Below are 25,625 nucleotides of genomic sequence, written 5' to 3' on the forward strand. Positions count from 1 at the left end.
CGCTGGAGATGTAATAAGCTACCAGATAACCGTGACCAATGATGGAAATGTTGACCTGACAGGAGTTTCGGTGAAAGATTCACTGATAACACTTACAGGACCTACAGGAGATGACAAGGATCCAGAAGTCCTGAATGTTGGGGAGATATGGACCTATAAAGGGTGTTACACAGTAACCCAGGAAGACATAAACACAAACGGAGATGGGGACGGCTTCATAGAAAATACGGCAACAGTGGAATCGGATCAGCTGCAACCGGAAACGGATAGTGAAAAGGTACCCATAGAAGAGGAACAGGCACCCATAGAAGAGGAACCAGCATACACCATCAACAAGACGGTAACGGATGTAGGTGGATAGGGAGCAGAAGCCAGCGTAACAGACGCTGGAGATGTAATAAGCTACCAGATAACCGTGACCAATGATGGAAATGTTGACCTGACAGGAGTTTCGGTGAAAGATTCACTGATAACACTTACAGGACCTACAGGAGATGACAAGGATCCAGGAGTCCTGAATGTTGGGGAGATATGGACCTATAAAGGGTGTTACACAGTAACCCAGGAAGACATAAACACAAACGGAGATGGGGACGGCTTCATAGAAAATACGGCAACAGTGGAATCGGATCAGCTGCAACCGGAAACGGATAGTGAACAGGTATCCATATAGGGAGCACCTTCATACAGCATTAACAAGACCGTAACAGATGTAGCAGGTCAGGGACCTGAGGGCTACGTAACAAATGAAGGAGATGTAATAAGCTACAGGATAACTGTGACCAATGACGGAAACATTGACCTGATAGGAGTTTCGGTGAAAGATTCACTGATAACAATCACAGGACCTACAGGAGATGACAAGGGTCCGGGAGTCCTGAATGTTGGAGAGATATGGACCTATAAAGGGTGTTACACAGTAACCCAGGAAGACATAAACAACAATGGGAACGGAGACGGATTCATAGATAATACGGCAACAGTGGAATCGGATCAGCTGCAACCGGAAACAGATAGTGAAAAGGTACCCATAGAAGAGGAACAGGCACCCATCGAAGAGGAACCAGCATACACCATCAACAAGACGGTAACGGATGTAGGTGGATAGGGAGCAGAAGCCAGCGTAACAGACGCTGGAGATGTAATAAGCTACCAGATAACCGTGAACAATGATGGAAATGTTGACCTGACAGGAGTTTCAGTGAAAGATTCACTGATAACACTTACAGGACCGGCAGGAGACAATGTAGATCCGGGAGTCCTGAATGTTGGAGAGATATGGACCTATAAAGGGACCTATACCGTGACCCAGGAAGACATAAGCACTGATGGGGGCGGAGACGGATTCATAGAGAACACGGCAACAGTAAGCAGTAACGAGCTCCCGGATGAAAACAGCTCTGTGGAACAGGCAATTGACATTAAAGAGACCGATGAAAATACCGCGACTGATGAAAAAGATACGGATTCAGAATCAGACACAATAACTTCTCCGGAAGAGAGTGAAGATGATGATTCCAAGGACGGTGATTCCAGAGACAGCGGTAGCAGCCACCGCAGCGCAGGAAGTCGAGGTGTTGGCGGCAGTTCCCCTGAGCCTGCAAAAAACATTGAGGTTAAGGAACTTTCGCAGGTCTTCATAGAAAACAGCAACAATGTAGAAATCAATTTCAGAAAGAATGCCACCTGCGTTATGTCTGTTAACTTTGACGCAAAGAAAACTGCAGGCAAGACCACAACCATCGTCGAGATGCTGAAGGGAAAATCCTCACTGGTTTCCGAAATGCCTACCGACGCAGTTTACAGGTATTTTAATATCTGGATTGGAAACAGAGGGTTTGCGACCCCAGAAAATATCGAAAACGCGGTTATATGCTTCAAGGTCGAAAAATCTTGGCTACAGGAAAATGACATCGATGAATCTTCCATCATCCTTAACAGGTATAATGATGGAAAATGGGACAAGGCTCCAGTCAGCCTGCTAAAGCAAGACGATAAATTCCTGTATTTCACAGCCGAAACTCCTGGATTCTCTTCCTTTGCAATAACAGGTAAGATGAGAAGCGTTTCGGAAGAAAATTCAAAGAATATACAGCCTGAATCAGAGCCCGAAATGCTTAATGAAAAAGGTATTGGAAATAAGGGAATGGGAGCTGAACAGGAAGCCGAGCAGGAAGAAAGCACAAGTGCACCTGGATTTGAAATAGTTTACTGTATGACCTGCCTGCTTGCCCTATTCCTGTATAAAAGAAAGTAAAACAAGCAAATAAGGAAAAAATAGAGCGAAAGGAATTGAATTAAGAAAAATAATTGGATGAAGGCTTGATCCCTTCATCTTATTTTTTTTCATTCAGACTTTTGGTTTCTGAATCTTTTTTAGCCTCAACTTCTTTTTACCGGATTTTTAATTTTCAAGTCTGTTTTTAAGGTTTGATGCCTACTTTTTTGACTATGACCTATTTGTGAACTTTCGGTTTTTTGCTGATAACCGGGGTTACGTGAATGGTGTATTCCGGGCTGTCTTGTCCCGCGCCTTCGGCGCGGCTGGAACAACAAAACCTAAAACGGTATATATCGACGTAAAGAGAACCAAAATATGCTACCCAAAAAAATAAATATCAAAATAAACATCGTAGACACAAGTGAAATGGAGAAAAGATTTTTGCGTTGAAGGGGTAGGCATCTGTGTATAAGATACCGTTTTTAAAGAACCGTTTTTAAAGAACCGTTTTTAAGACACCGTTTTTCACAGATGCCTTGTATGCCAAATGCTTTTTACTGAATATAAGACTAAGGGTGTACTGAGATTTTTTACAAAATATGAGAAGTGCCGCGAATTATTAATACAGTGGAGGTTTCCACATAAAATCAGCTTCATGACCCTGAAATTCAGAATTTACCGGCTTCATGCTCAGGCAGGAAACCTGCGATTCACGGGATGATTTTCCCTGAAGTAAGAGCAAAAGGAAGGGAAAATGAGCGGAAAGCTTTCGGTAATTATGACTTTTTTAACGTTGCTTAATTTGTGCATCCTAACTTATTCCGACTCTCCTTTACGTAAACTTCTACGGATATCAGCCGCCTCCGTATGAACCACACAAGCTTCATCAATCTGGCCCCTGCTGGAAAGCAAATTACCCATGTTGTCTTTGACTTTTGCCAGAGAAGAAAGGTGCTGCACATTTACGGGATCTGCTGTAAGCAGCTTTTCATAAAGCCCAAGTGCCCGGTTGAACCTTTTTTCTGCATCTTCCGTTTGCCCGAGTCGGAAAAGGAGCTTTCCGATCTTGTTTTCATTTGACGCCGACCATTCAGTAAGAACGAGGTCTGCTCCGCTATCTTCTACAACACCAGTATCGTCGGCATCGCCGACATCGTCGGTTTCAAACAGCTTTATGACCTGAAGGGATTTTTCAAAATATCTCAGGGACCTTTCGAAGTCTTCAAGGCTTGAAAAGACATCCCCTGCCATACTGTAAATGACTACAAGAGCCTCGGGTTTTCTGGATATGAAGGCAGAGTGCTCGGCCCGGACAAGAAAGTCGAGGGTTTCTTCAAGGTTTCCCTGCTTGTAGAGAGCTGTGGCTTGCTGCAGTAATTCGAAAGGGTCTTCTGACGAATCGGGAGTGTCTGAGATATCTGAAGTGTCTGAGGTGTCCGAGGTATCTTCTTGCATTTTCTTTCCTTACCATTAAGAGAACGTTTGGGTATAACCAAATATAAAAATAAAAATAAAGTTGTTTTAATCTGACATACACAGACATCTTATTAAGATTTGTCTGCAATATAATATGCAACTCGCCATTATTTAAGTCATGTTTTCCGAGAATCAATGAACATCTTTTCCGGAGATGGCTAAATGACCTCAAAAGGCTCAGTCTTCAACGACCTTCCCTCAAGTTACGACATCCTGCAAAAACAATGCCTTCCCAACTGGCAGGCCTTCTTCTCTACAATAATCGAATTTATCCCTGAATCAATACCTGAGTCGGTTCATGAAAAAACAGAGGGAAAGAATGAGAGGCAGAACCAGAAAATCGAGATCCTCGAACTTGGGAGCGGGACCGGCTTTTTTACGAGCCTGATAAGGAAAGAAAGACCTGATGCCAGAATCACCTGCATTGATAGAAACCCGGAAATGCTAGCTGTGGCAAAGGAGAAGCCAGAACTGCAGAAGAACGTCACCTTTATTGAAGGAGATATTCTGGAAGAGTGTGAAAAGTGGAAAGAAGAAACCGGAAGGCACGAAGAGCCAGGGGGGAAAGAAGGCCCGGAGGGAGAAGGAAAGTTTGATGTCGTGGTTTCCACGCAGTGCCTCTGCTTCCTCCCCCAGGATGCAAAGACCCGGGTTTTCAGGCGGATTTATGAGGCTCTCAAGCCGGATGGGAGCTTTATTGAAGGGGACATCTTCAGGCCCGGGAGTGAATGGAAAGAGGAGATTTACAGGGCTCACTGGAAAAAGTACATGGTTGAGCAGGAGCTCACTGTTCAAGAAGCTGAAGAGATGCTGCAGACGTTTGACGACATTCAGGAAAAAATCGATACTCATAAGAGGTTCAGGGAGAGGATGGAAGAGGCAGGGTTCGAGCGGATTTTCTGTCCTTACTGGTACGAGATGTACGCTGTTTTTGTGGCCCGCCGGTGAAAAATAATAATTGAGTTATATTTCAATAGTGAGCTTTTCTGAACTTGTTTTCGAGTGGAAATGAAGGGGTTAAAAACTTTTTAGCTAAGCTGCCTATTCACTCATTTTATATTTTAACCTTTCGGGCTGCTGGCAAATTTCGGTAAATTTAATCTGGTAACTTAAGTGAAAAGAAGTGAAAAAGAAGTGAAAAAGAAGTGAAAAAGAAGTGAAAAAGAAGTGAAAAAGAAGTGAAAAAGAAGTGAAAAAGAAGTGAAAAAGAAGTGAAAAAGAAGTGAAAAAGAAGTGAAAAAGAAGTGAAAAAGAAGTGAAAAAGAAATGAAAAAAGCTGATTAGATATCAGCTAATGGCAAATTCCTTCTAAGATCTGGCAAAAACCCATCCCTGTGTAAAGCTATTTTGTAATCGTTTATTGCTCTGCACATCTTTTGTGTATGTTTTATGCAATCGGAACTTGCTCCCCCTTTGAAAAGCAGCTTTTCCGTTTTTTCTATAAAATCCGGGTAAATTAATACCAGGTCTTCTTTGGTGTGCAGAAACAGGGCTGCAAAATCCCTGTGAATGCTCATACTTCTTTTTAGCAGTTCAACGTTGAGGTGGCCCTCGGACAGATAATTATTGAATTTCATAAAGGTATAAAAATCTGCAATGTTCTGATTTAAGGAGTTTAAAATCGAATGTAACACGTTGTCTGTTTCAGGAAGGCAGATATTTGGAAGGTCCAGACGTTCACCTTCGAAATGTTCGTTTTCTTCTATGTTTTGATCCTGGGTTGTATCACGGTCCATTTTATCACCCTGGGGTATGTTTTTCTTTTTTTTCGTTTTAATAGGTGGCACTGATAATTTTTTTGCTACAAAGAGTCCAGGCATTCTACCCGTTTTTAGCTGGCGACTCATAGGGGATGTGTATTTATATTTTTCGATTTTGTCCTTTTACAAGCCAGGTTACTTCCCAACCTGAATACGAGATTCTCCCTTTTTCCTTATTGTGCCTAAAAGTACTGTTTTTCCTTTGTAGCTTTAATACTGGGGCTTTGTTTACGGAAGTTATGTAAAGTAAACTGGATACGTATAAAGAAGTCTTGCATTTCACTCTATATAATATTTTGGTTATATACCTAAAATATTATAATTATATAGAAATATACATAGTGAAAAGACATTCAATTTAAGGCACCCCTCCCTTCAAAAACCTCCATCCCGAAAGCCACCAGCCCGTACACAAGGCTCAGCACCAGGATGATCGTGGCCCCCGAAGGAGCGTCAATTGCATAGGAAAGCCCTATTCCCGCAATACTGATAACGATCCCAAAAACGGTGGATATCAGCATCATCCGCTTCAGGTCATGGGTGAATTTACGGCTGAGAGTGGCTGGGATAGTGAGGAGCGCAATTACCAGGATGATCCCGACGACCTTGATCAGCACAACGATGGTCAGGGCGATGATACAGAGGAGCAGGAGGTAAAGCTTCTGGGTCGGGACTCCCTGGACGGTGGTGAACTCCTCATCAAAGCAAAGCGACAGGAACTCCTTATAGAAGAGATAGACTACACCTACAATTACCAGGTCAAGAGCGAGCATCAGGTAAATATCAAGGCGGGGGACAGTTAGAATGTTTCCGAAGAGGTAAGTCATGAGGTCGGGGGCATAACCGGGAGTTAGGTAAACGAAAATTATGCCTATGGCCATACCCAGAGACCAGAGGATGCCAATAGCGCTGTCTTCGGGGATTTTAGATTTCTTGCTCACCGTACCCATTACAAGGGCTGAAAGGATGCTGAAAGGCAGAACCCCGAACATGGGATTGATGTCAAGGTAATAGCCAAGCCCGATCCCACCAAAAGAGGCGTGTGCAATCCCGCCGCTGATGAAGACAATCTTCTTGACAACAACGTAGACGCCGATTATCCCGCAGGCGATGCTGGCCAGGACGGCGGCAGCTAGAGCATTCTGGACAAAGCCGTACTGCAGAAGCTCAAACATTTTTTCTTTCTCCTTTTTCAGATCGCTCTTTTAGATCGCGCTTTAAATTCACTTTTTCAGAACCCTCCGTCATCATCAGGACCCCCCGTTGTGTCTTTCAAGCACCCTGTGAGGCACTCCATGGGCAATAAGTTCAACAGGGCACTGGTAGGTGGCCTCAAGGTCCTCTACAGGGATTTCCTTGGAGTTGTGGTAGTGCAGTTTGCGGTTCAGGCAAGCTATCTTGTCCACGTAGACGGACACTGCACTCAGGTCGTGCGTAACCATGATGATTGCCATGTCATTTTTGAGCCGGTCCAGCAGGCGGTAGAGTTCGTCCTGCATGTGAGGGTCAAGGCCGGAGTTGGGCTCGTCCAGAAGCAGGAGTTTGGGGTTTGTGGCAAGAGCCCGGGCAATAAAGACCCTCTGCCTCTGCCCTCCCGAGAGCTGCCCGATTTGACGGTCCCTATACTGGTACATCTCCACGGTCTCCAGGGCATCCTCAGCAGCCTTCTTATCTTCATCACTGTATTTTTTCAGGAAACCTGTGTGGCTCATCCTGCCGGTCAAAACGACTTCCCAGACACTGATCGGGAAGTCAAAGTCAAAACGCTTGTACTGAGGAACATAGCCAACCAGGTCCCTGCTTTTTTCCGACGCCTTACCGAAGAGTTTTACGCTTCCCTTATACGGCTTCAAAAGCCCGAGGAGCACTTTTAAAAGGGTTGTTTTTCCCCCGCCGTTAGGACCGATAATCCCTAGCAGGCCCTCCGGCTTTTCAAGTTCCAGGTTCACGGCCTCCAGAATCACCTGGTTTCCGTAACGAACCCAGACATCCTTAAGCTCAATCACTTTCTCCATAAACTTCCCGTCCGCCTTCAATCATCCTTTTTTTAGCTTTATACTGGAACTTTACACAAGGTTCCTGGCAAAGATATCGGATACTTCATCCATGTTTGAGACGTAGTCCTTTGCCAGGGGGTCCACTACAACGACTTCGCCCCCGATTTCCTCGGCAATTGCATCCGCACTGCGGGTGCTGAACTGGGCCTGGACAAAGATAACCTTTACGTCCTTTTCCTTTGCATCGGAGATCAGGCGTGCCAGGTCCTGCACACTCGGCTCTTTACCTTCGATTTCAATGGGGATCATTGTAAGCCCGTACTCTGCAGCAAAATACCCCCAGGACGGGTGGAAGACCATGAAACTCCGCCCTTCCTTCCCTTCCAGTTTTTCCCTGATCCTCGCATCCAGAGCGTCCAGTTCTTCAAGGTAAGAATCCCTGTTTTCGGCGTAGTAGGCTTCATTTTCAGGATCTATTTCCACAAGCCCAGTGTAGATATTCTCGACCATGATCTTTGCATTCACAGGGGAAGTCCAGATGTGTGGGTCCATGCCCACGTGAGATTCAGCTTCAGACTCAACTTCATGCTCAACATCTTCCTCAGCTTCACGCTCTCCGGCATCTACCCCGGCATCTTCCTCAACAATTCTCCCTTCCAGCTCATCATAGTGATTATGGGCTGCAATTTCCCTTAGTTCAACCCCTTCCGAGCAGTCCACGATCAGAAACTCACTGTTTACGGCCTCTATTTTGTCCATCCAGACTTCTTCAAATGGAAGCCCGGACCCGACAGTAGCATACATCCTGGCTTCACTAACATCTCTGAGCTGTCCGGGAGAAGGTTCATGAGTTGCAGGGCTTGCCCCCGGAGGGATCATAACAATGACCTTCACCTTATTTCCCCCGACCTTCTCCACAAACTCGGCCTGGGGCAGGATGCTCACAGCCACCACAATGGGCTCTTCGTCCTCGCCGGTTTCAGCCCCCTGTCCCGCAGAATTATTTTCAGGAGCCGTATCCGCACAGCCGCTGGCAAAAAGGGAAAAACCTACAACCAGCAAAACTAATATAGGCAAAATTTTAAGTTTCATGCTCTAATCCCACTCTCTTCATCCTTGTTTTTCAGCATAAATCCGGAATCTATCAGGTCTGGTACATTCCAAATTTGGTCTAAGCCCAAATTTTTAAAACATTTTCATTAATAGTTGGTACTTACCCAAATTATAATCACGGGTCAATCTACTTAGAGGTCGCCCTATTTGGGGGTAAATCGATTTAAGGGTTAATCGGTTTATGGGATCAATCGATTTATGGGATCAATCGACGGTCATTCATGCCGGTGCTCATCATGGAAACACTTTTCGTGCGTGATTTCTCCACACACTCCGAACATCGGGTGCCCCATTGCACTGCAGATCTTGTCCACAGCTTCCTTTGAAACGTAAGCTTCGAACCTTGAGACTTCCTCACAAGCCTCTTCCGAGGAAAGCCCGTAGTGACTCAGGAGAAGGCTCATGATCCTGTGTCTCCTGATCAGGAACTCCGCATACATCTCCCCCTGCTTCGTTAAGTCGACCCCTTTGTAAGGAACATGGTTCAGGTAACCTGAAGCTGCAAGCTCGTTAAGGGTCTTGCTTGTCGTGGAAGGATCCACTTTAAAGCTGGAAGAAATTTCAGTAGTCTTCACTGTCCTTCCTTTTTTTAAAATGAATTTCAGGTAATCTACTTTCCGGGGAGAAAGCTCGAGACCCGTAATTACCGTCATGAAATAGTATAATAAAAAAACAGATATTTATTTCTTTGGAATTTTTTGGTACTACCCCAAATTTTCAGAATCTTATGTGAAAAAGGAAAAACGTTGCAGGGAAAACCATTGCCTTTAAAATATCGAAGCCCTGCAAAAGTTGAGATCAGAAAACAAGAGGTAAGAAAAATGGATAAAAAAGGGAATAAGAAAACAAGAGATAAGAAAAAAGGGAATAAGAAAACTGGCAGATGAACTGATAATGCATTTTTTTCAGTAACCGATCAAATAGACTCCGCAGACAAGCAGGAAACTAACAACACCCATCAGGGCTCCTCCCAGGGTATATGCCCTGAATACCTGCTGAGGCTCAATTTCAGCCAGTTCCCCGAAAATCCAGAAAAAGGGGTCATTGACGTGTGAGAACAGGAAAGTGCCCGATGCCATGGACAGGATGAGAATTTCCACAGGAAGCCCGAGTTCGGGCAGTAGAGGCATCATAAGAGAAGGAGCAACGAGCATTGTCACGACCCTTGAGCCCTGAACGGTCTGGAGGGCAGCAGCAACCAGGAAGGGCACCATGATATGGGGAAGGTTCAGCTGCATGAACATCTGTCCCAGGGCCTCCCCGGAACCTGTCATGGCAAGAGTTGCCCCAAGAGCCCCACCCCCGCATAGATCAAGGAGGACAACCCCACCCCTTCTCACGGCTTTTTCTATAAGAGTTCTGAGCACTTCAAGTCCCAGCCTCCTCCCGGAAAGAAAGGAAAGGAGTACCCCGATCAGAAGAGCTATGTTCGGGTCGCCGAAGAACATGAGTAGCGGAGGAGGGGTTTCAAAGATCGCGCGGGAGAGAATAAGGAGTAGGGGGAAAAAAACAGGAGCATAGGCTTCAAGCCTTCTAAACTTTCCATTTGTCTTTTCCAATTCCCCTTCCTTGATTACTGACCCCTTGAGCCCTGAAAGCTCCTGTTCACTTTTCCTTAAAGGCCCTAAAGTCCCTGCCCCTTCACCAGCACTGAATTTCCTGGCATAGAGGTACCCTGCAATGGACGTGGGAACTGAAATCAAAAATCCCAACAGGATCAGGAGGTTAATATTTGCCCCAAGCTCTTCTGCTGCCGAGATTATCACGGGGGAGGGGTAGACAAGATTGAAAGAGGCAAGCGTACCCAGCGCCAGGGCGGTTGCACTAGAAATCGAGGGGGTGTTGATCCTGGCTGCCAACTCTCTTGCGATCGGAACAAAGATAACGTAGGCCAGGATGCAGCACATCACGGGCACGGAAAAGAGAAAACCGAGGAAATTCAGAGCCAAAAGAGGTTTCCTGGAAAAACGAATGATATCGTCGGCAATCACGGAGGTACCCCCGGTCCTCTGGAGTACGATTCCAATGATGCTCCCACAGGTAATGATAATTGCAAAGTGGGAAAATACCCTACCCATACCCAAACTTACCGTTTCCACTGTCCTGAGGGGTTCACCTGCCAGAACTCCCGTGAGGATGGATACCGAAACCAGGCTCAGGAAAGGATGAATCCTGAATTTTGCGGTCAGGAGCAGAATGCAGATGAGGGCAAAAAGGAAGATAAGAACCGGATTCATGCAACTTAGAATTTCATCCGAACATATAAAAATATAGTTGAAGAGAGAGATTTGTTGGGGAAAAAAGTTTGTTGGGGAAAAAAGTTTGTTGGGGAAAAAAGTTTGTTGAGGAGAGAAAGTTACTGTTCTACAAGGTTTTGTTAGGAAGGGAGGGAAAGAAAAGAGCAGAAAAAGGGTGCTAAGGGGCGGAAAGAAAGGAGTGGAAAAAAGGTGGTATTATCAGGTAGTTTCTTCGGGCAGAGAAAGCTGATTGAGTTCGTCCACTTCTTCTTCTCCAAGCACCTTTTCCAGTTTCAGGAGGATGAGAAGCCGACCATCCAGCTTTCCGACTCCTTTCAGGTATTCGGCATTTATTTTTGACTTTATCATTTCAGGTGTAGGTTCAATGGAAGAGAGAGGGAGCCTCATGACCTCTTTCACGGAATTTACGAGCATACCGATGACAGTATCCCCTACTTCCACGATAATGATTCTGGAGAGCTCATCGCGCTCCTTCGGGCTGAAACCCAGGCGGATATTCAGGTCGATCAAGACAATGATTTTTCCCCGCAGGTTGATCAGCCCTTTTACACACTCCGGGGCCTGGGGGACCCGGGTGATCCTGGGAACCGGGATAATTTCGGAGACCTGCATAATATCGACCCCGAATTCTTCTCCCGAAAGCTCAAAGACCACAAGCTGAAGTCCCTCATCCGACACTCCCGAATCCTGTCCTGATGTTTCTTCAAACATGGCAATTCCTCAATAAGGGGCTTAATCTTCCTTGTTTTCCGGCCTTTCTTCAAAATCCCCAAGCTTGAACTTTTCGGTGGCTCTCCTCATTCTTTCCCCGAGCAAAGAGAGTTCGTTGGCCATACTGGCAAGTTCTGACATTGAAGCGCTCTGTTCCTCGAGAGCTGCCGCAGCTTCCTGGGTTCCGGCAGCGGACTGCTCCGATATTGAAGATATATCCTCCAGGGTAGAGGTAATCTCTTCGATGGACGCAGACTGTTCCTCAGTAGCTGCTGCAACGTCCTCGATCATGTTTGTGATCTCGTTGACCGTGGAAACAATCCCGTTGACCATCTCAAGAGCCTCCTTCACGGAACTGGAACCGACCTTCACATCACCCTTGCTGGCTTCTATAGACTCTACAGTGTCACCTATAACGGTCCTGATTTCATCGATCAGTCCTGAAATATTCTTGGCAGCACCCCCGGATTCTTCGGCAAGTTTGCGGACTTCATCGGCTACAACAGAGAAACCTTTCCCGTGTTCACCTGCCCTTGCAGCCTCAATTGCCGCATTGAGTGCAAGCATATTGGTCTGGTCTGCAATCCCGGTAATGAGCGCCACAATCTCATTGATCTGCCATGATTTGACGTCAAGACCTTTGATCACGCTTTCGGTTTCATCTACGGAGGACTGGATACGTCCCATTTTTACCAGGACTTCTTTGGAAACGTTCCCGATGTTGTTAACCGTATCATTTACAAAGTTTGTGTTTTTAGAAACTTTCTGGGTATTATCGGCAACTTCCTGGATGTTGTGGGTCATGTCCTGCATTGCATGGGTTATATCCACTATTTTTGAAGTCTGCATTTCTGCGCCGTGCGAGATTTCAGTTGCAGTATCCGAAATCTTTCTTGATGCAGAAGCTACTTCCTCGGAAGAAGCAGACATTTCTTCCGAAAGTGTGGCAAGATGGAGTGAACCTTTCTGGACTTCCCTGATAAGCTGGCGCAGGTTTGCAACCATGTTGCCGAAGGCTTTGGAGAGAAGGGATATTTCACTGCGGGAAGTGCCCTTGATTTCAACAGTTAGATCTCCTTCAGATATTTTTTCGGAAGCATCTAGCAGTTCGTAAATCGGCTTTCTGTAAAGGTTCAAAATCACGAAAACGAGAAAACCACCGAGAAATACCGAAAAGAGCGTTACCAGGAGGATTTCATTGATAGACCCGCGGATCAGGGTGTTCAATTGTTCCCTCTGATCAGCACTTGCAGCCTTAGTGACGGTTTCTACCTGCCTGGCTATTACCAGCATATTTTCCTCCGCCTCATCTTTCCTGTTTTCCAGAACTACAAGTCGCCCTACATCTACACGGATTTTCTCGGACTCAGAAATTACCATCTCTGCACGATCAATATTTTCCTGCTTTTCCAGGCGTAAACTTAAATCAGCAACCTCCTCAATGACAGCCACTGCAAGCTGATCATAATTTTCAACGTGCTGCGGGTCTCCGGTAACAGCATAACTCTGATATTCACTTTTGGCCTGCAGCATCATTACTATAATTTCCTGTGTATCCTCCGCATTGGACAATTTTTCAATAAGAACCTCATTTGAAGCCCCTTCCTCAGTATATTGCTTATACTGCTCCATCTGGTCCAGATAAATCTCTTCGACCAGCTGCAACATTTCTCCCCTTCTTACAACAAACCCACTTTCTAAGGCAGCCTGTTCCTCTTCTGCCTCAACATAATCATCAAACTCTGCCCTGAAATCACTGGAAGCCTCCAGAGCAAACTCCATTCTGCCTTGATTTACATCGTCGAGATAGTCTGCATATATGTTCTTCGATATTTCTGCCTGTTCGGGCACAAGATCCAGATACTTATATACATCATCTTTTGCTGCCGGATCTCCATTAATAATATAGTTTTGCTCAGAAATTACAGCATATTCCATACTATCAATAATAAAGGTCATATTTTCAATGGCTCGGGTCTTTTTCTCAACCTCATCCATACCGCTGTAACCCGTGTACCCAACAAAAAAGATCAAAACCAGAAGAAGGGCAAATCCTATTACCACGTGCCCTATTTTTGTGTTTTTAACCGGAGTTTCTAAGATCTTGAAAAATAAAGGCTCTTGGCTACGATAATTTGAAGTCTAATAAAAAATTAATTAAGTTAACGATTTCAACTTGGGATATACTTCCCAAGTTGAAGTTTTGTAAATATTTTTGCAGTTTCTTTGTTCATTTCTTCTATAACAAACTCTGCATTTTTCTCTTCTTTTGCACTATAGACAAGACTCATTCTTATCTTTTCGAGATTAGTGGCCAATTTTTGAATTGTCAGTTCAGGATCATCAATCAAATGGAGTAAATAATTGTGGAGCAGTAATCCCATTACACAAAGAAACACGTGTGCTCTTATCTTCACATCCTTCCTTACATATACAGGTTTTATCGGTATCAGTAACCTGTCCTTTAGCCACTTTATGTCCTCTTCAATCATATTTCGGGAATCATACATTTCCACAATTTCTTTTGTTGCAAGGTTTTCCTTATCAGTAAATACAACAGTCTTTCCCATCCCTGAAAGAAACTCTTTCTCCCGACTTTCATTTAAACTGAAATTAAGTTGTAACTTCCCTTCATTTTCAATGACATTGTAATCAAAGAGTCCTCTATATTGCTTTGGTACCGTATCAACGACCCGGTTCATAAGGCCTTTTGATGTCATTTTTCTTCCCCTTCCTTTGTGGTTAAGCCTTGATCTTAGTTCTTCGATTTTCTCCAGAATCATGACTCTTTTTGTTTCCCACTCATGCATCTGTTTTCTCCTGGTAATTTCACTGTACTTTATTGCTCCGGTGAAATTCTGTTCATACCATTTCCCCATAATACGATGAGCTTTAATGATATTGTTTTTTCCATTTTCCCATTCCTCTTCAAAGTCGGACAAAGGAATTTGAAACAAATCTTTACACATCGAAGAAGGTAGAGCCCCAACAACATGCATTTTATCCAGAACATGTTCTATGTTATCTATTGAGTTCATTCCCCTATCAAAAACGATAGTAATCTCATCAAGAGGAATCTCGATTTCTTCTACACGTTTGCAAATGTTGTCAATTAAACCTGAAAACAAAGTTACATCAGGTATGTTTGCCGGGTAGGTAATTGTCTGAAAAGGAATGTTCTTGTTTGAAGTTGTTAAGCCAACACCTATCAGGTTCTTATCATACCGTTTATCCTTAGAGAACCCCTTTTTTGGGAGTTCCTCTCCATGCTCGATATGAGTGTAAAAGTTAGTCGTGTCAAATGTTAGTTTAGTTGGCCTTATTCCTTTTTGGATTAGTGTTCTGGAGACATCAATTTCGATTTTACGGATTGTTTCTTCATCCAATCTTTCCATGTAGTTAAGGAAGTTCTGACTTGAGAGTTTATATGAGGGATTCCAGAAAAATTTGAGTAAACTTTCTTTGAAGTATTCATCAAGAACATTCCTGCTAAGGATATGTTCGGATCTTCCGATGATGATTAAAAGGAGATATTCTGCAGGCGTAAGGCCTTTTATGCTTTTTCTGTCAATGTGTTTGTTCATAGCTTCAATGAGGCCTACTTCTTCAGCTGCCTTGAGTAAGGCAGCTGGTTTGCCAAAAGAGTAGGATGCTATTCTTGTTTCTTTTGTTTCCATTATGAGGTCATAAACTTGGTCAGCAGTCCCAACATACTTTTGAATTGTTTGGACAACTTTTCCATCAATTCGTTCATTCTTTATGACGTAAAGGTATTTGTGGCCCGATATAGTTTTAATCTTGAAGTGCATATGTGTATTATACCCTACTTATTAATAAATTTTTCTAAAATATTAGTTTCTATTTCGAAAAAATAATGTATATTGATTGTTTTTTTTATCAATTCATATTACAGATCTGATAACAATTATTTAATTATAGTTAGACCCTACAGGAATGAAGCCGCAAGATATCGTTTTTAGTCACAAAGTATAAACTCCGGTTTAAGCATCTTTTTTCACCTTAGCCTCCAACCTGTCCGTATTAAAGCCTTTTCCACCCTGCATAATCAAATTTCCAGCCCACCAGCGGCGTTTGCCGGAAAAGTAAACTGAATAAAATAAATATTCAAGCTCATCCTGTTAAAGATTGTTTAGTCCGAATATCTCGATAGGTATTATTTTTAAGAATTCATAAATTTTTTGATACCTTTGGTAAATAGGCGATTAAAATCGTGAACTCTTCCGGTACTCTCAGGAACCGGACTTAGGTACAGGACTTGGGAATCGGACTTAACCTGTCAGAAATTCTTCGATCTGGGACCTGAAAATGCCGAAATTTATAGGCTTGGGCAGGACAGCATAGCATCCGGCTTCAAGGAACTGCTGTTCACTTTCAGAATCACTGTATCCTGTTACGGCAACCACCCTGATGTCCCTGGTCTCAGAATCACACTTTATTATTTTAAGAAATTCAAGACCGTTCATCTTCGGGAGTTCCATATCCAGCAGTATCAAATCAACTCTACCCTCATTAAGCACTTCCAGTGCTTCCACCCCGTTTTTTGCCTTCTTCGGCTCATATCCAAAAGACTTCAGCAGATCTGCCTCAATCATAAGGTTAAGTAAATTATCCTCAACAACAAGGATTTCGGACATATGACTCAACTCTCAAGATTAACAAGCTCTCAAGATAAGAACTCTAAAGATTAAAGAATTGTACCAGAGTAAATGATTGTACAGGTTGGCTATATTACAGACCAACCAGCTTTTTCAAACACTTGTTTACTATGATTTTACTGCTATCGTACACCATTGTTCTGAATTACGTGAATATTTTCATTGTATGTAAATATTTTCATTTTGTACGAATATTTTCTTACACAGTTTCCGGAAGTGTTGTTAATTGGAATTTAGGATATAATAGGTAAAGGGATAAAACAAAGGGATTAAGACACCACAGATAGATTACCCCAACTTGCAAAGTACTATATAAACTGTAGAAGAATATAAAGTTATTTATCATGACATATTTCATGATTTTAATATTAAAACAGAATTTAAAAATTCGTTTTCTTAAATACGAGAGACTCTAAGATTAGTTGGTAGCTTGTTTACAAGTTATCAAAAAAGTTTAATATAGTACGGCCAGCATATTATTTACGTGATTAGACAAAATTTTGATTGATATCACCGAAGACTTCTGATATCTTACACTTTCGGTCTCGAATCGGAAAAAATTCATTATTTTTCCCTCGAGACAATCATTCCAGCAATATATCTTATAGTCTCACTTTCAAAACCTGGAACAAGTTGTAAATCGCTCGATTGTAAGTAGTTTGACTGTAAGTTGTTTATTTTCATAAATAAGAATCTTCATACGTTCAATCAGAGGTTGGCGAATGCCACTAGCAGTCTGTAAAGAAGGATATATGAGAATATAAGCGAATATCTAAATTAAAAGCGGGAATTTGCAAGAAATTTAGTAAAGTGCGGCAATTAATATAAACACTTGTTCGTAAAAACAATAATTATAAAAAACACTAGTAAAAAAACTAGTAAAAACACTATAGTAAAAACACTATAGTAAAAACACTATAGTAAAAACACTATAGTAAAAAAACTAGTAAAAACACTAGTAAAAACACTATAGTAAAAACACTATAGTAAAAACACTATAGTAAAAACAGCTAATGCTGGAAGTAGCAATAGTAAAAATGGAAAGAAGATAATTTATTGTCGCTCGCTTCATAAAAACTAAAAAAGGGGAAAGACATGGCAAGGATTATGATCGTGGACGATGCCGAATTTATGAGGATGGTGATCAGGGACATTCTCGTAAAGCAGGGACACGAAGTGGCAGCTGAAGTAGCTGATGGAGAATGTGCAATTCAGAAATATCAGGAAGTGAAACCGGACCTCGTGCTGATGGATATTATTCTGCCGGATATGGAGGGTACCAAAACCCTGCAAAAGCTTCTTGACCTGGATCCCGAGGCGAAAGTAGTGATGTGCTCTTCCCTGGGACAGAAGGCTGTGGTGATGGAGTCCATAAAAATAGGTGCAAAAGACTTCATAGTTAAACCCTTTGAACCCGATAAAGTACTGGAAGTAATCAAAAAGGTCATTGAACCGGATAATTGAAAAAACACTTTTCGAAAAAGTACCTTAAGGACTTGCTTCAAGACAAAGACCTTCTTTAAGATGAAGTGCTGAAATGACCATTACTGCACTTGTTGTAGACGACTCAGCCCTGATCCGAAAAGTCCTTTCGGATATATTGAACAACGACCCTGAAATCGAGGTAATAGGGACTGCATTCAATGGAAAGGACGCACTTGGAAAGATCAAAAAATTCAGGCCCGATGTCATACTTCTAGATAATGTGATGCCCGTACTTGACGGTCTTAAAGCCCTTGCCAGGATAATGAAGGAGTACCCGACCCCTGTGATAATGGTTTCCGCACTCGGGGAAAAGGCTGAAGAAATAACCCTCACGGCATTTGAATACGGAGCTGTGGACGTAATTCCAAAGCCTGAAGGGGTCTTCAGCCAGAGCATTCCGGAAATGGCGGAGGAAATCCGCAAAAAAGTTAAGACCGCCTCAAAAGCCAATCTTGACAACCTGGAATGCATGCAGCCCCCGGAAAAAGAAAGACTGGACAAGATTAAAAAGGCAGAAAGAAAGGTAGGTGACGAGACCTTTTCAGGCACTGTAAAAAACGTTATTGCAATCGGCACGTCCACAGGGGGTCCCAGAGCCCTGGGAAAGCTTATAAGCGCCCTTCCGGCTGATCTTCCCGCAGCAGTCCTAATCGTACAGCACATGCCTCTGGGCTTTACGGCATCCCTTTCAAGGAGACTTAATGCGAAGTCAGCCCTCGAAGTCAGGGAGGCAAAGGAAGGAGATGTGGTGGAAAACGGAGTCGTGCTTATTGCACCCGGTGACTATCATATGGAAATTGTCCGAAAAAAGGTAAAAGGAAGGGAAAAAGATGTTGTCCGCCTGAGCCGGGCACCCAAAGAGCTGGGTTCAAGGCCTTCCGTCAACGTCCTTTTCAGGTCCATTGCCCCTCTTTACGGCCCGAAAATAATCTCGCTTATCCTGACGGGAATGCACTGTGACGGAGCGGAAGGGGCAGAAGAAATCAAAAAAAAGGGTGGCAAGGTTATCGCCGAAGCTCGAAGTTCATGCGTTGTATATGGAATGCCGGGAGAAATAGTAAAAAGAAAGCTTGCCGACTTCGTGCTCCCACTGGACAGGATTGCGAAGGAGCTCTTGAACATGATAAAAGATGCTTCTAACTAAAGATGCTTCTGGCTAAAAATGCTTCCGAAATTTATAATTAATCACAAAAAAGGGCTAAGTAGAGCAAAATAAAGAACTTCCTAAAGTTAAGGATCGAATGGGAAAAGATCATGGATCTGTCAAAGTATATGGGCATTTTCAGGGAAGAATCCGAAAGAAACCTCAAACAATTGAACGATTCACTGCTTGCACTTGAGCAAAACCCTGAAAATACGGAACATGTGAATATAGTGTTTCGTCTGGCCCATACTTTCAAAGGTATGGCAGCGACGATGGGATTTAAGCAAATCGTCGAGCTTACCCATGAAATGGAAAATCTGATTGAAAGAATCCGTACCCAGCAGCTCAAGCTAGATGCCTCTCTAATCGACCTTCTGTTCGAATGCCTTGATTCCCTGGAAGGGCTTGTGGAAAACGCCTGTAAAAATGCAGGCATCAAACCTAGCAGAGGTAAAACCGGTGAGGAAGAGAAAAGCAAAACCTATCCTGACCCCGGAGAAGTTTTGAAAGCACTCAGAGCCATAAACACACCCATAACTGCAAACACAAAAGAAAAAACAATAGGGAAGAAGGTTTTTTCCAGAGAGGAAGAGGCTGAAAAAGAGAGAGAGACTAAAGAAGAGAAAAATAGTGAAGAAGTGCCCCTATATCCAGATGAAGAAACTTCTCAATATCCGGCAAGAAAAGATTCCCTATATCTAGGGGCAAGAAAAGAAGTTCCGGAGACAGGAGAAGACTCCTCAATAACAGAAAGCTCCTCAACAACCTTTTCAATAACAGAAGAAGGCATCCCCACTACAGAAATCGAATTTTCAGAAAAAGAAAGGGCATTAATGGAAGAAGCGGAAATGGATGGGGCGAAGGTGATGCTCGCCCACATTGCCCTGCAGGATACCTGTCTCCTGAAATCCGCCCGTTCAGCCCTGGTAATCCGTAAGATTTCGGAAAATGGGAAGATTATCAGGACCTTTCCGAGTATTAATGAACTTGAAAAAGAAAATTTCGGGCTTGATTTTGAAGTGGTTTTTTCAACAAAAAAAGATGGATACACCATCAAAACCGAAATTAGCAACATTTCTGAAATAGAAGACGTGTCAATAAGGAGTTTGAGCTCCGAAGAGGGCTACGGAGAGGCTTACAGAGAACCTGTCCCTGTACATGAAAAAACCACTGGAAAATTGTCTGAAACCTTATCTGAAACATCATCTGAAACATCATCTGAAAACTTATCTGAAATATCATCTGAAAACTTATCTGAAGGCCCTTCACTGGAAAAAACCAGGTTTGAGCCGGAGAAAATGGAAGGTGAGGCAGTAACAGGCGGAAAAATGCCTTTCTTTTCCAAACCCAATCCGAAAATAAAGAACATCCAGAGCGTGAGGGTTAGCACTGAACAGCTTGACAAGTTGATGAACCTTGCAGGAGAACTCGTGATCACGAGAAGCAGGATCAACCAGCTGACTCTGGACTTTAAATCCAAGGAACTGGAGGAGACACTTTCGGAACTCCGAAAACTTACCGGGGAAATGCAAGAAGAAGTGATAGAAGCAAGGATGGTGCCTCTTGACCATATTCTCAATATCTTCCCCAGAATGGTAAGAGACCTTGCAAAGTCAGAAAACAAGAAACTCGATTTCATTATAAGGGGAAAGGAAATCAAGCTTGACAGGACCGTTTTGGACGAAATCGGGAACCCCCTGGTCCATCTCCTGAGAAATGCAGTAGATCACGGGATTGAGAGCCCGGAAAAGCGCCTTGAACTCGGGAAAAAAGAGACAGGGACGATAATGCTCAAGGCTTCGAGACAGGAAAATTACGTCATCATAAAAATCGAAGACGACGGGCAGGGAATAGACCCGACAGAACTCCGGAAGGCTGCCGAAGAACAGGGGATTATCTCCCGGGAAGAAGCGGAACAGCTTCCTGACAGGGAAGCAATGCAGTTGATCTTTAACCATGGTTTCAGTACTGCCAGCAGGGTCACTGATGTTTCTGGCAGGGGTGTGGGGATGGATGTCGTAAAAAACCGGATTGAAAATCTCGGAGGGTCCATAAAAATCGAATCAAAACCCGGGAAAGGGACCAGGTTCGAATTAAAACTGCCCCTGACTATCGCCCTTTATCAGGCCATGCTGGTAGAAGTCGGGAATGAAAGGTATGCAATCCCCTTCACCAACATAATAAAAAATATAGAAATCCAGAAGGAAGCCGTTCGGCATATCAACGGCGAAGAAGTTACTATGGAAAGCGGAAAAGTGCTCCCCTTACTAAGGTTGCACAGTCTTTTTGGGTTACCCGTTGAAGAGAGAGAAAAACTCGTTGTCGTAGTAGCGGAAAAAGCTGGACAGGTTATAGGAATTGTAGTTGACAGACTGCTGGGAAAACAGGAAGTTATAATAAAAACTTTCAAAAGCAAACTACTTGAGGAGACAAAAGGGTTTGCAGGTGCGACAATTATGGGCGATGGGAATGTGGTCTTGATCCTTGATATCAATACTCTTGTCTGAAAAAACTACTCACTGAAAAATCTCCGGAAAGCCCTCTAAAAAAATCTCTAAAAAAATCTCTGGAAAAAGCACTAGAAAAATCTGGAAAATTCTCTGGAAAACAATTTTCTTAGATACTGGAAAATGTGGACAAAATGGAAAATGAGAAATTAAGAACCGATGAAATCCAGGAGGAAGACCCGGATTTGGAGCTGCTGAAGAAAGCCATCAAAAAAAATCTAGGCTTTAACTGCGAGCAGTATAAGGAGTCTCATTTCAGGCGTAGAATTAACGTACGTGTCAGAGCCACCAATTCAAGTAGCTATGCAGAGTACCTTAAAATCCTTAAAAAAGATCAGGATGAATACAGGAATCTGATTGAAGCCCTTACCGTAAATGTCAGTGAATTTTTCCGGAACCCAGAAACCTATACGGTGATTGAAAAAGAAGTCCTGCCAACCCTGATAAAATCCAAATCCAAGTCACTGGTGAAAGCAATTCGCATCTGGAGCGCAGGCTGTGCAGCAGGGGAAGAAGCTTATTCCCTTGCAATACTGCTGCACATGCTTCTGGAAAAGGACTTTGGGAAATACAGGATAAGCATTATGGGCACGGACATTGATTCTTCTAGCCTGGAAAAGGCGAGGAAAGGTGTCTACAGTGAAAACTCACTTAAAAACGTGGATGAAAAAACAAGGGAACGCTATTTCATAAAGAAAGACGAGATGTACCAGGTCACCGACCAGTTGAAGAACATCACGCATTTCAAGCAGCATGACCTGATATCCGGATCGAAGTTGAGTCATTTTGATATGATTATCTGCCGGAACGTCATGATATACTTTAATAAAGAAATCCAGGAACAACTGCATCTTGAATTTTATAAATCCCTGAGCCAGGGGGGCTTTTTCATAATAGGAAAAGCGGAAACTCTGCTCGGAACAGCAGCCGGTTATTTCAAGCCTTACAATACAAGAGAACGCCTTTACGTAAAGGAAAATGAAGGAAATATCCATGGGAAAAGAGGAGATATCCATGGGAAAAGAGATCAGGAAGCTAAGTAACTTCGAGTATGGAGCATTAAAAGAGATCGGAAACATAGGGATGGGGAGTTCTGCAACTTCCCTTTCAAAGCTCACACATACTGGTGTCCACGCCAATATTTTGGGTGCAGGGTTTGAATTAATTGAAAATATACCGAAAATCACGGGCACCTCAGACTCCCTTGTTATGGGAACCTTCATGCATGTCAAAAAAGAGTTGAATGGTTATATCCTGATCTTTTTCCCTGAAGACAGCGCCAGAAATCTCTGCCAGGCCATAACCGGAGAAAGTGAAGCAAACCTTGCGGACAGGATTAACAGGTCTGTGATCGAAGAGGTTAGCCACATCCTCGCAGGGACTTATATCACCTCCCTTGCGGATTTTTTACATATAGACGTTTCCATTTCAACACCTTACAATGCATACGATATGTTAGGCTCAATCCTCAATTACGTGCTAACTGAGATGTGTTATAAGGCGGATTTAGCTCTCATACTGGATTCCGAATTTTTGGTAAAAGAAAATAAAATAAAAGGAATTTTTGTTACCCTTTTTGATCCGGTTTCCCTTGACTACCTGTTAGAAAAAATCAATGGAATGTTAAATAATCCATGAAATAAACCATGAAATGAGGACTATCAAACAGGAAAATAAAAGCCGAACTTAACTATACAATGAATATTGACAGGAAAAGGAATTGATCGGAAAATTGAAACAGAAATTAGTTAAATCAGGTATGAAAATCAAATTTGAAGTGTGTTCCATGCCCTCTCAAGTTCAGACATTTTCACCCGGCAGGCCTGCCCTGAATGGGGTCCGGATGAAGGCAAAAATCAATCATATCCCTCACAAAGGAGGGCTTTGAAAAATGCCTGATATGCCTGATTCCAGCTTGATTATTGTGGGGATAGGAGGCTTTGCAATAGCCAGAAGCCCTGCAAGACTAAAAACCTCAGGACTTGGCTCCTGTGTAGGAGTAACGATCTATGACCGGAAAGAGCGAATCGGAGGTCTGGTCCATGCAATGCTTCCGAGTGCAAAGGGAGATCGCCTTGAGAACAACCCTGCAAAGTACGCAGACTCCGGGATAGAGTACATAATAGAAGAAGCAATAAAAACAGGAGCCTCCAGAAAAAGACTCGAAGCAAAAATCGTCGGTGGAGCAAGCATGTTTCCGAATACCTTTTTGAACATAGGAGAAAGAAACATAAAATGTGCTAAAAAAACGTTAGCTGAACTCGGTATTCCGATTGTTGCGGATGACACCGGGAAAAATTACGGACGCACGATAATACTGGATGCCTCTAATGGAATTCTTTATGTAAAAAGTGCTCTCTACGGCTGCAAAAAGATCTAAGGTTGTACTTAAAAAGCGAACTTACAACCGGTCATTAACACTACTTCCTTACACTACTTCTTTACACTACTTCTTTACACTACTTCTTTACACTACTTCATTAAACTACTTCATTACACTACTTCATTACACTACTTCATTACACTACTTCTTTACACTACTTCATTACACCACTTCTTTACACTACTTCTTTACACTACTTCATTACACCACTTCATTACACCACTTCATTACACCACTTCATTACACCACTTCATTACACCACTTCATTACACCACTTCTTTACACCACTTCATTACACCACTTCATTACACCACTTCATTACACCACTTCATTACACCACTTCTTTACACCACTTCTTTACACCAATTCCTTTGAATTGAACTACAAGAATATCTTCAAGGTCATTCAAAACTTCTTTGAAAAAAGGTCCATTTCCATTTCTCTGAAAAATTATATATCCAATATAAATATTATAATTGACATTAATAATACGAATAGTATTACAAAGTTTAGCATGTACTGCGTAAACGGGTGATAGTTGCGATTGAAACTGCAAATGATGGGAGGAAATTGCAGAAAACTCGCAGATGAACTGCAGAAAATCGCAGGTATACTTCCATGTCGCAGGTATACTTCCATGTGGCTGTGTTCAGGATGCCGGCAGACTGGCAGGAGCAGCGTCAGACAGTTTCAGACCGTTGCTAACAGATGCAAACAGGTAACAGTGCCGGATAGTGTTGAACAGTACCTGCCCTGATATATTGGTACATGCGATATTATATGTACAGTAAGATATGTACAGTAAAGAATATCCCAATACAGCGATAGCAACCGAATAACAGTAAAAACAACAACAAAATAACATAAAACAACCGAAAAAAAAGAACGAGGGATTTATATAGAACTCAATGGCGTAGAAATCGAAGATACATATGCAGAAGCGTTTCCGATCAAGATTGCAAGGGTCCTCATAACCGGTGCTACAAAGCGCTGGGCTCAGGTGGCAGCCAATGAAGCTACCGGCTTTGGGACTTCCGTTATCATGTGCCCCGCAGAAGCCGGGATCGAAAGGTTTGCAAGCCCCAGTGAGACCCCTGACGGCAGGCCCGGAGTCTACATCCAGATCTGCACCTTCGGGTACAAGGCACTCGACGAACAGCTTCTCGAAAGGATCGGACAGTGCGTACTGACCGCACCCACCACCGCAGTATTCAACGGGCTCCCTGAAGCTGAGAAACAGTTCAACATAGGATTTAAACTTAAGTTCTTCGCAGACGGTACAGAGTCTGAAACCGAAATCGCAGGCAAGAAGGTCTTCAAGATTCCAATTATGGAAGGGGACTTCCTGGCAGAGGAAAACATCGGGGGCATAAGTGGGATTGCCGGTGGAAACTTCTTCATCTTTGGAGATTCCCAGATGAGCGCCCTCACCGCAGCCGAAGCTGCCGTGGACGCAATTGCCGAACTTGATGGCTGTATCACTCCCTTCCCCGGAGGCATCGTGGCCAGCGGCTCCAAGTCCGGAGCAAACAAATACACGTTCATGAAAGCCACCGCCAATGAAAAGTTCTGCCCCTCCATCAAGGACAAGGTAGAAGGCACTGAAATTCCGGCCGACGTCAACTCTGTATATGAAATAGTAATCAACGGGATTGACGAGGAAAGCATCAAGAAGGCAATGAAAATCGGAATTGAGACCGCAGTTACCGTTCCTGGTGTAAAGAAGATCACCGCAGGAAACTACGGCGGAAAACTCGGCAAGTACCAGTTCAAGCTGCACGAGCTCTTCTGAGCCCGGCTGCTTTTTCCTTTCTTTTTATCTACCGTATTTTTCCTTTCTTTTTATCTACCGTATTTTTCCTTTCTTTTTATCTACCGTATTTTTCCTTTCTTT

At 43.1% G+C, this 25,625-nt stretch carries 22 protein-coding genes and 3 pseudogenes; 14 read left to right on the plus strand and 11 right to left on the minus strand.

Annotated elements, in window-relative coordinates; all coding sequences use genetic code 11:
- Position 1 precedes the first annotated feature (1 nt).
- The 5 genes and pseudogenes from MSMTP_RS19800 to MSMTP_RS19815 all read left to right on the plus strand — a co-directional run.
- A pseudogene (locus tag MSMTP_RS19800) lies at positions 2–361 on the plus strand (hypothetical protein); the annotation flags it as partial.
- Between the two features lie 24 nt (positions 362–385).
- A pseudogene (locus tag MSMTP_RS19805) lies at positions 386–673 on the plus strand (hypothetical protein); the annotation flags it as partial.
- A gap of 18 nt (positions 674–691) precedes the next feature.
- On the plus strand, positions 692–1,108 hold the full coding sequence (locus MSMTP_RS19810; protein WP_082090684.1) for a DUF11 domain-containing protein: 417 nt from the start codon (positions 692–694) through the stop codon (positions 1,106–1,108).
- Between the two features lie 27 nt (positions 1,109–1,135).
- Positions 1,136–1,204: pseudogene (locus MSMTP_RS20440) on the plus strand (hypothetical protein); the annotation flags it as partial.
- A gap of 198 nt (positions 1,205–1,402) precedes the next feature.
- A complete protein-coding gene (locus tag MSMTP_RS19815; RefSeq protein WP_255351057.1) occupies positions 1,403–2,257 on the plus strand; it encodes a PGF-pre-PGF domain-containing protein in 855 nt (284 codons plus the stop codon).
- Between the two features lie 780 nt (positions 2,258–3,037).
- Here MSMTP_RS19815 and MSMTP_RS17625 read toward each other — a convergent pair.
- Positions 3,038–3,676 carry a tetratricopeptide repeat protein gene (locus MSMTP_RS17625; RefSeq protein WP_048182233.1) on the minus strand — a complete coding sequence of 213 codons (639 nt, stop codon included), beginning with the start codon at positions 3,674–3,676 and terminating at the stop codon, positions 3,038–3,040.
- 183 nt (positions 3,677–3,859) lie between these two features.
- Between MSMTP_RS17625 and MSMTP_RS17630 the strand changes: the two genes are divergently transcribed.
- Positions 3,860–4,645, plus strand: coding sequence for a class I SAM-dependent methyltransferase (locus MSMTP_RS17630; protein ID WP_048182236.1), 786 nt, complete (start codon positions 3,860–3,862; stop codon positions 4,643–4,645).
- Positions 4,646–4,977: 332 nt separating this feature from the next.
- Here MSMTP_RS17630 and MSMTP_RS17635 read toward each other — a convergent pair whose 3' ends face one another.
- From MSMTP_RS17635 to MSMTP_RS17655, 5 genes are all read right to left on the minus strand, one after another.
- The gene (locus tag MSMTP_RS17635; RefSeq protein WP_048184008.1) at positions 4,978–5,433 is read right to left on the minus strand and encodes a hypothetical protein; all 456 of its coding nucleotides are present in this window, start codon (positions 5,431–5,433) and stop codon (positions 4,978–4,980) included.
- A 377-nt stretch (positions 5,434–5,810) separates the two neighbouring features.
- Complete coding sequence (locus MSMTP_RS17640; protein ID WP_048182241.1) at positions 5,811–6,632, minus strand: metal ABC transporter permease; 822 nt, start codon at positions 6,630–6,632, stop codon at positions 5,811–5,813.
- A 75-nt stretch (positions 6,633–6,707) separates the two neighbouring features.
- Positions 6,708–7,472 carry a metal ABC transporter ATP-binding protein gene (locus tag MSMTP_RS17645; RefSeq protein WP_048182245.1) on the minus strand — a complete coding sequence of 255 codons (765 nt, stop codon included), beginning with the start codon at positions 7,470–7,472 and terminating at the stop codon, positions 6,708–6,710.
- A 51-nt stretch (positions 7,473–7,523) separates the two neighbouring features.
- Positions 7,524–8,546, minus strand: coding sequence for a metal ABC transporter solute-binding protein, Zn/Mn family (locus MSMTP_RS17650; RefSeq protein WP_048182248.1), 1,023 nt, complete (start codon positions 8,544–8,546; stop codon positions 7,524–7,526).
- A gap of 236 nt (positions 8,547–8,782) precedes the next feature.
- Positions 8,783–9,220 (minus strand): metal-dependent transcriptional regulator, encoded by a 438-nt coding sequence (locus tag MSMTP_RS17655; RefSeq protein WP_048182251.1) that lies wholly within the window; start codon positions 9,218–9,220, stop codon positions 8,783–8,785.
- Positions 9,221–9,313: 93 nt separating this feature from the next.
- Between MSMTP_RS17655 and MSMTP_RS19560 the strand changes: the two genes are divergently transcribed.
- Complete coding sequence (locus tag MSMTP_RS19560) at positions 9,314–9,454, plus strand: hypothetical protein (protein ID WP_156153887.1); 141 nt, start codon at positions 9,314–9,316, stop codon at positions 9,452–9,454.
- An 18-nt stretch (positions 9,455–9,472) separates the two neighbouring features.
- Here the strand turns inward: MSMTP_RS19560 and MSMTP_RS17660 are convergent, their stop codons facing one another.
- The 5 genes from MSMTP_RS17660 to MSMTP_RS17680 form a co-directional block, all read right to left on the minus strand.
- Positions 9,473–10,804: a GntP family permease gene (locus tag MSMTP_RS17660; protein ID WP_048182254.1), complete on the minus strand. Its 1,332-nt coding sequence runs from the start codon at positions 10,802–10,804 to the stop codon at positions 9,473–9,475.
- Between the two features lie 219 nt (positions 10,805–11,023).
- A complete protein-coding gene (locus MSMTP_RS17665; RefSeq protein WP_048182257.1) occupies positions 11,024–11,536 on the minus strand; it encodes a chemotaxis protein CheW in 513 nt (170 codons plus the stop codon).
- A 21-nt stretch (positions 11,537–11,557) separates the two neighbouring features.
- On the minus strand, positions 11,558–13,600 hold the full coding sequence (locus tag MSMTP_RS17670; RefSeq protein WP_231582847.1) for a methyl-accepting chemotaxis protein: 2,043 nt from the start codon (positions 13,598–13,600) through the stop codon (positions 11,558–11,560).
- A 107-nt stretch (positions 13,601–13,707) separates the two neighbouring features.
- Positions 13,708–15,345, minus strand: coding sequence for an IS1634 family transposase (locus tag MSMTP_RS17675; RefSeq protein ID WP_048177107.1), 1,638 nt, complete (start codon positions 15,343–15,345; stop codon positions 13,708–13,710).
- A gap of 480 nt (positions 15,346–15,825) precedes the next feature.
- Positions 15,826–16,191 (minus strand): response regulator, encoded by a 366-nt coding sequence (locus MSMTP_RS17680; protein WP_048182263.1) that lies wholly within the window; start codon positions 16,189–16,191, stop codon positions 15,826–15,828.
- Positions 16,192–17,307: 1,116 nt separating this feature from the next.
- Between MSMTP_RS17680 and MSMTP_RS17685 the strand changes: the two genes are divergently transcribed.
- The 7 genes from MSMTP_RS17685 (at position 17,308) to fhcD (ending at position 25,523) form a co-directional block, all read left to right on the plus strand.
- Positions 17,308–17,676 (plus strand): response regulator, encoded by a 369-nt coding sequence (locus MSMTP_RS17685; protein WP_048182265.1) that lies wholly within the window; start codon positions 17,308–17,310, stop codon positions 17,674–17,676.
- A gap of 73 nt (positions 17,677–17,749) precedes the next feature.
- The gene (locus MSMTP_RS17690) at positions 17,750–18,841 is read left to right on the plus strand and encodes a chemotaxis response regulator protein-glutamate methylesterase (RefSeq protein ID WP_048182268.1); all 1,092 of its coding nucleotides are present in this window, start codon (positions 17,750–17,752) and stop codon (positions 18,839–18,841) included.
- A gap of 110 nt (positions 18,842–18,951) precedes the next feature.
- A complete protein-coding gene (locus MSMTP_RS20115; RefSeq protein ID WP_048182271.1) occupies positions 18,952–21,348 on the plus strand; it encodes a chemotaxis protein CheA in 2,397 nt (798 codons plus the stop codon).
- 134 nt (positions 21,349–21,482) lie between these two features.
- Complete coding sequence (locus tag MSMTP_RS17700; RefSeq protein WP_082090686.1) at positions 21,483–22,391, plus strand: protein-glutamate O-methyltransferase CheR; 909 nt, start codon at positions 21,483–21,485, stop codon at positions 22,389–22,391.
- Positions 22,342–22,986, plus strand: coding sequence for a chemotaxis protein CheC (locus tag MSMTP_RS17705; RefSeq protein WP_231582848.1), 645 nt, complete (start codon positions 22,342–22,344; stop codon positions 22,984–22,986). Before MSMTP_RS17700 ends, MSMTP_RS17705 begins: the two co-directional genes overlap by 50 nt.
- Before the next feature lie 262 nt (positions 22,987–23,248).
- A complete protein-coding gene (locus tag MSMTP_RS17710; RefSeq protein ID WP_048184014.1) occupies positions 23,249–23,728 on the plus strand; it encodes a chemotaxis protein CheD in 480 nt (159 codons plus the stop codon).
- 901 nt (positions 23,729–24,629) lie between these two features.
- Positions 24,630–25,523 carry a formylmethanofuran--tetrahydromethanopterin N-formyltransferase gene (fhcD, locus tag MSMTP_RS17715; RefSeq protein ID WP_048182276.1) on the plus strand — a complete coding sequence of 298 codons (894 nt, stop codon included), beginning with the start codon at positions 24,630–24,632 and terminating at the stop codon, positions 25,521–25,523.
- Positions 25,524–25,625 lie beyond the last annotated feature (102 nt).

Origin of the sequence: Methanosarcina sp. MTP4, from assembly GCF_000970045.1 — an archaeon.
Taxonomy (GTDB): Archaea; Halobacteriota; Methanosarcinia; order Methanosarcinales; family Methanosarcinaceae; genus MTP4.

Bases quoted from the DNA above. Each gene is read 5' to 3' on its own strand.
- MSMTP_RS17625 (WP_048182233.1), bottom strand. From the start codon at position 3,676: ATGCAAGAAGATACCTCGGACACCTCAGACACTTCAGATATCTCAGAC.
- MSMTP_RS17630 (WP_048182236.1), top strand. From the start codon at position 3,860: ATGACCTCAAAAGGCTCAGTCTTCAACGACCTTCCCTCAAGTTACGAC.
- MSMTP_RS17635 (WP_048184008.1), bottom strand. From the start codon at position 5,433: ATGGACCGTGATACAACCCAGGATCAAAACATAGAAGAAAACGAACAT.
- MSMTP_RS17640 (WP_048182241.1), bottom strand. From the start codon at position 6,632: ATGTTTGAGCTTCTGCAGTACGGCTTTGTCCAGAATGCTCTAGCTGCC.
- MSMTP_RS17645 (WP_048182245.1), bottom strand. From the start codon at position 7,472: ATGGAGAAAGTGATTGAGCTTAAGGATGTCTGGGTTCGTTACGGAAAC.
- MSMTP_RS17650 (WP_048182248.1), bottom strand. From the start codon at position 8,546: ATGAAACTTAAAATTTTGCCTATATTAGTTTTGCTGGTTGTAGGTTTT.
- MSMTP_RS17655 (WP_048182251.1), bottom strand. From the start codon at position 9,220: ATGACGGTAATTACGGGTCTCGAGCTTTCTCCCCGGAAAGTAGATTAC.
- MSMTP_RS17660 (WP_048182254.1), bottom strand. From the start codon at position 10,804: ATGAATCCGGTTCTTATCTTCCTTTTTGCCCTCATCTGCATTCTGCTC.
- MSMTP_RS17665 (WP_048182257.1), bottom strand. From the start codon at position 11,536: ATGTTTGAAGAAACATCAGGACAGGATTCGGGAGTGTCGGATGAGGGA.
- MSMTP_RS17675 (WP_048177107.1), bottom strand. From the start codon at position 15,345: ATGCACTTCAAGATTAAAACTATATCGGGCCACAAATACCTTTACGTC.
- MSMTP_RS17680 (WP_048182263.1), bottom strand. From the start codon at position 16,191: ATGTCCGAAATCCTTGTTGTTGAGGATAATTTACTTAACCTTATGATT.
- MSMTP_RS17685 (WP_048182265.1), top strand. From the start codon at position 17,308: ATGGCAAGGATTATGATCGTGGACGATGCCGAATTTATGAGGATGGTG.
- MSMTP_RS17690 (WP_048182268.1), top strand. From the start codon at position 17,750: ATGACCATTACTGCACTTGTTGTAGACGACTCAGCCCTGATCCGAAAA.
- MSMTP_RS20115 (WP_048182271.1), top strand. From the start codon at position 18,952: ATGGATCTGTCAAAGTATATGGGCATTTTCAGGGAAGAATCCGAAAGA.
- MSMTP_RS17700 (WP_082090686.1), top strand. From the start codon at position 21,483: ATGGAAAATGAGAAATTAAGAACCGATGAAATCCAGGAGGAAGACCCG.
- MSMTP_RS17705 (WP_231582848.1), top strand. From the start codon at position 22,342: ATGGGAAAAGAGGAGATATCCATGGGAAAAGAGATCAGGAAGCTAAGT.
- MSMTP_RS17710 (WP_048184014.1), top strand. From the start codon at position 23,249: ATGCCTGATTCCAGCTTGATTATTGTGGGGATAGGAGGCTTTGCAATA.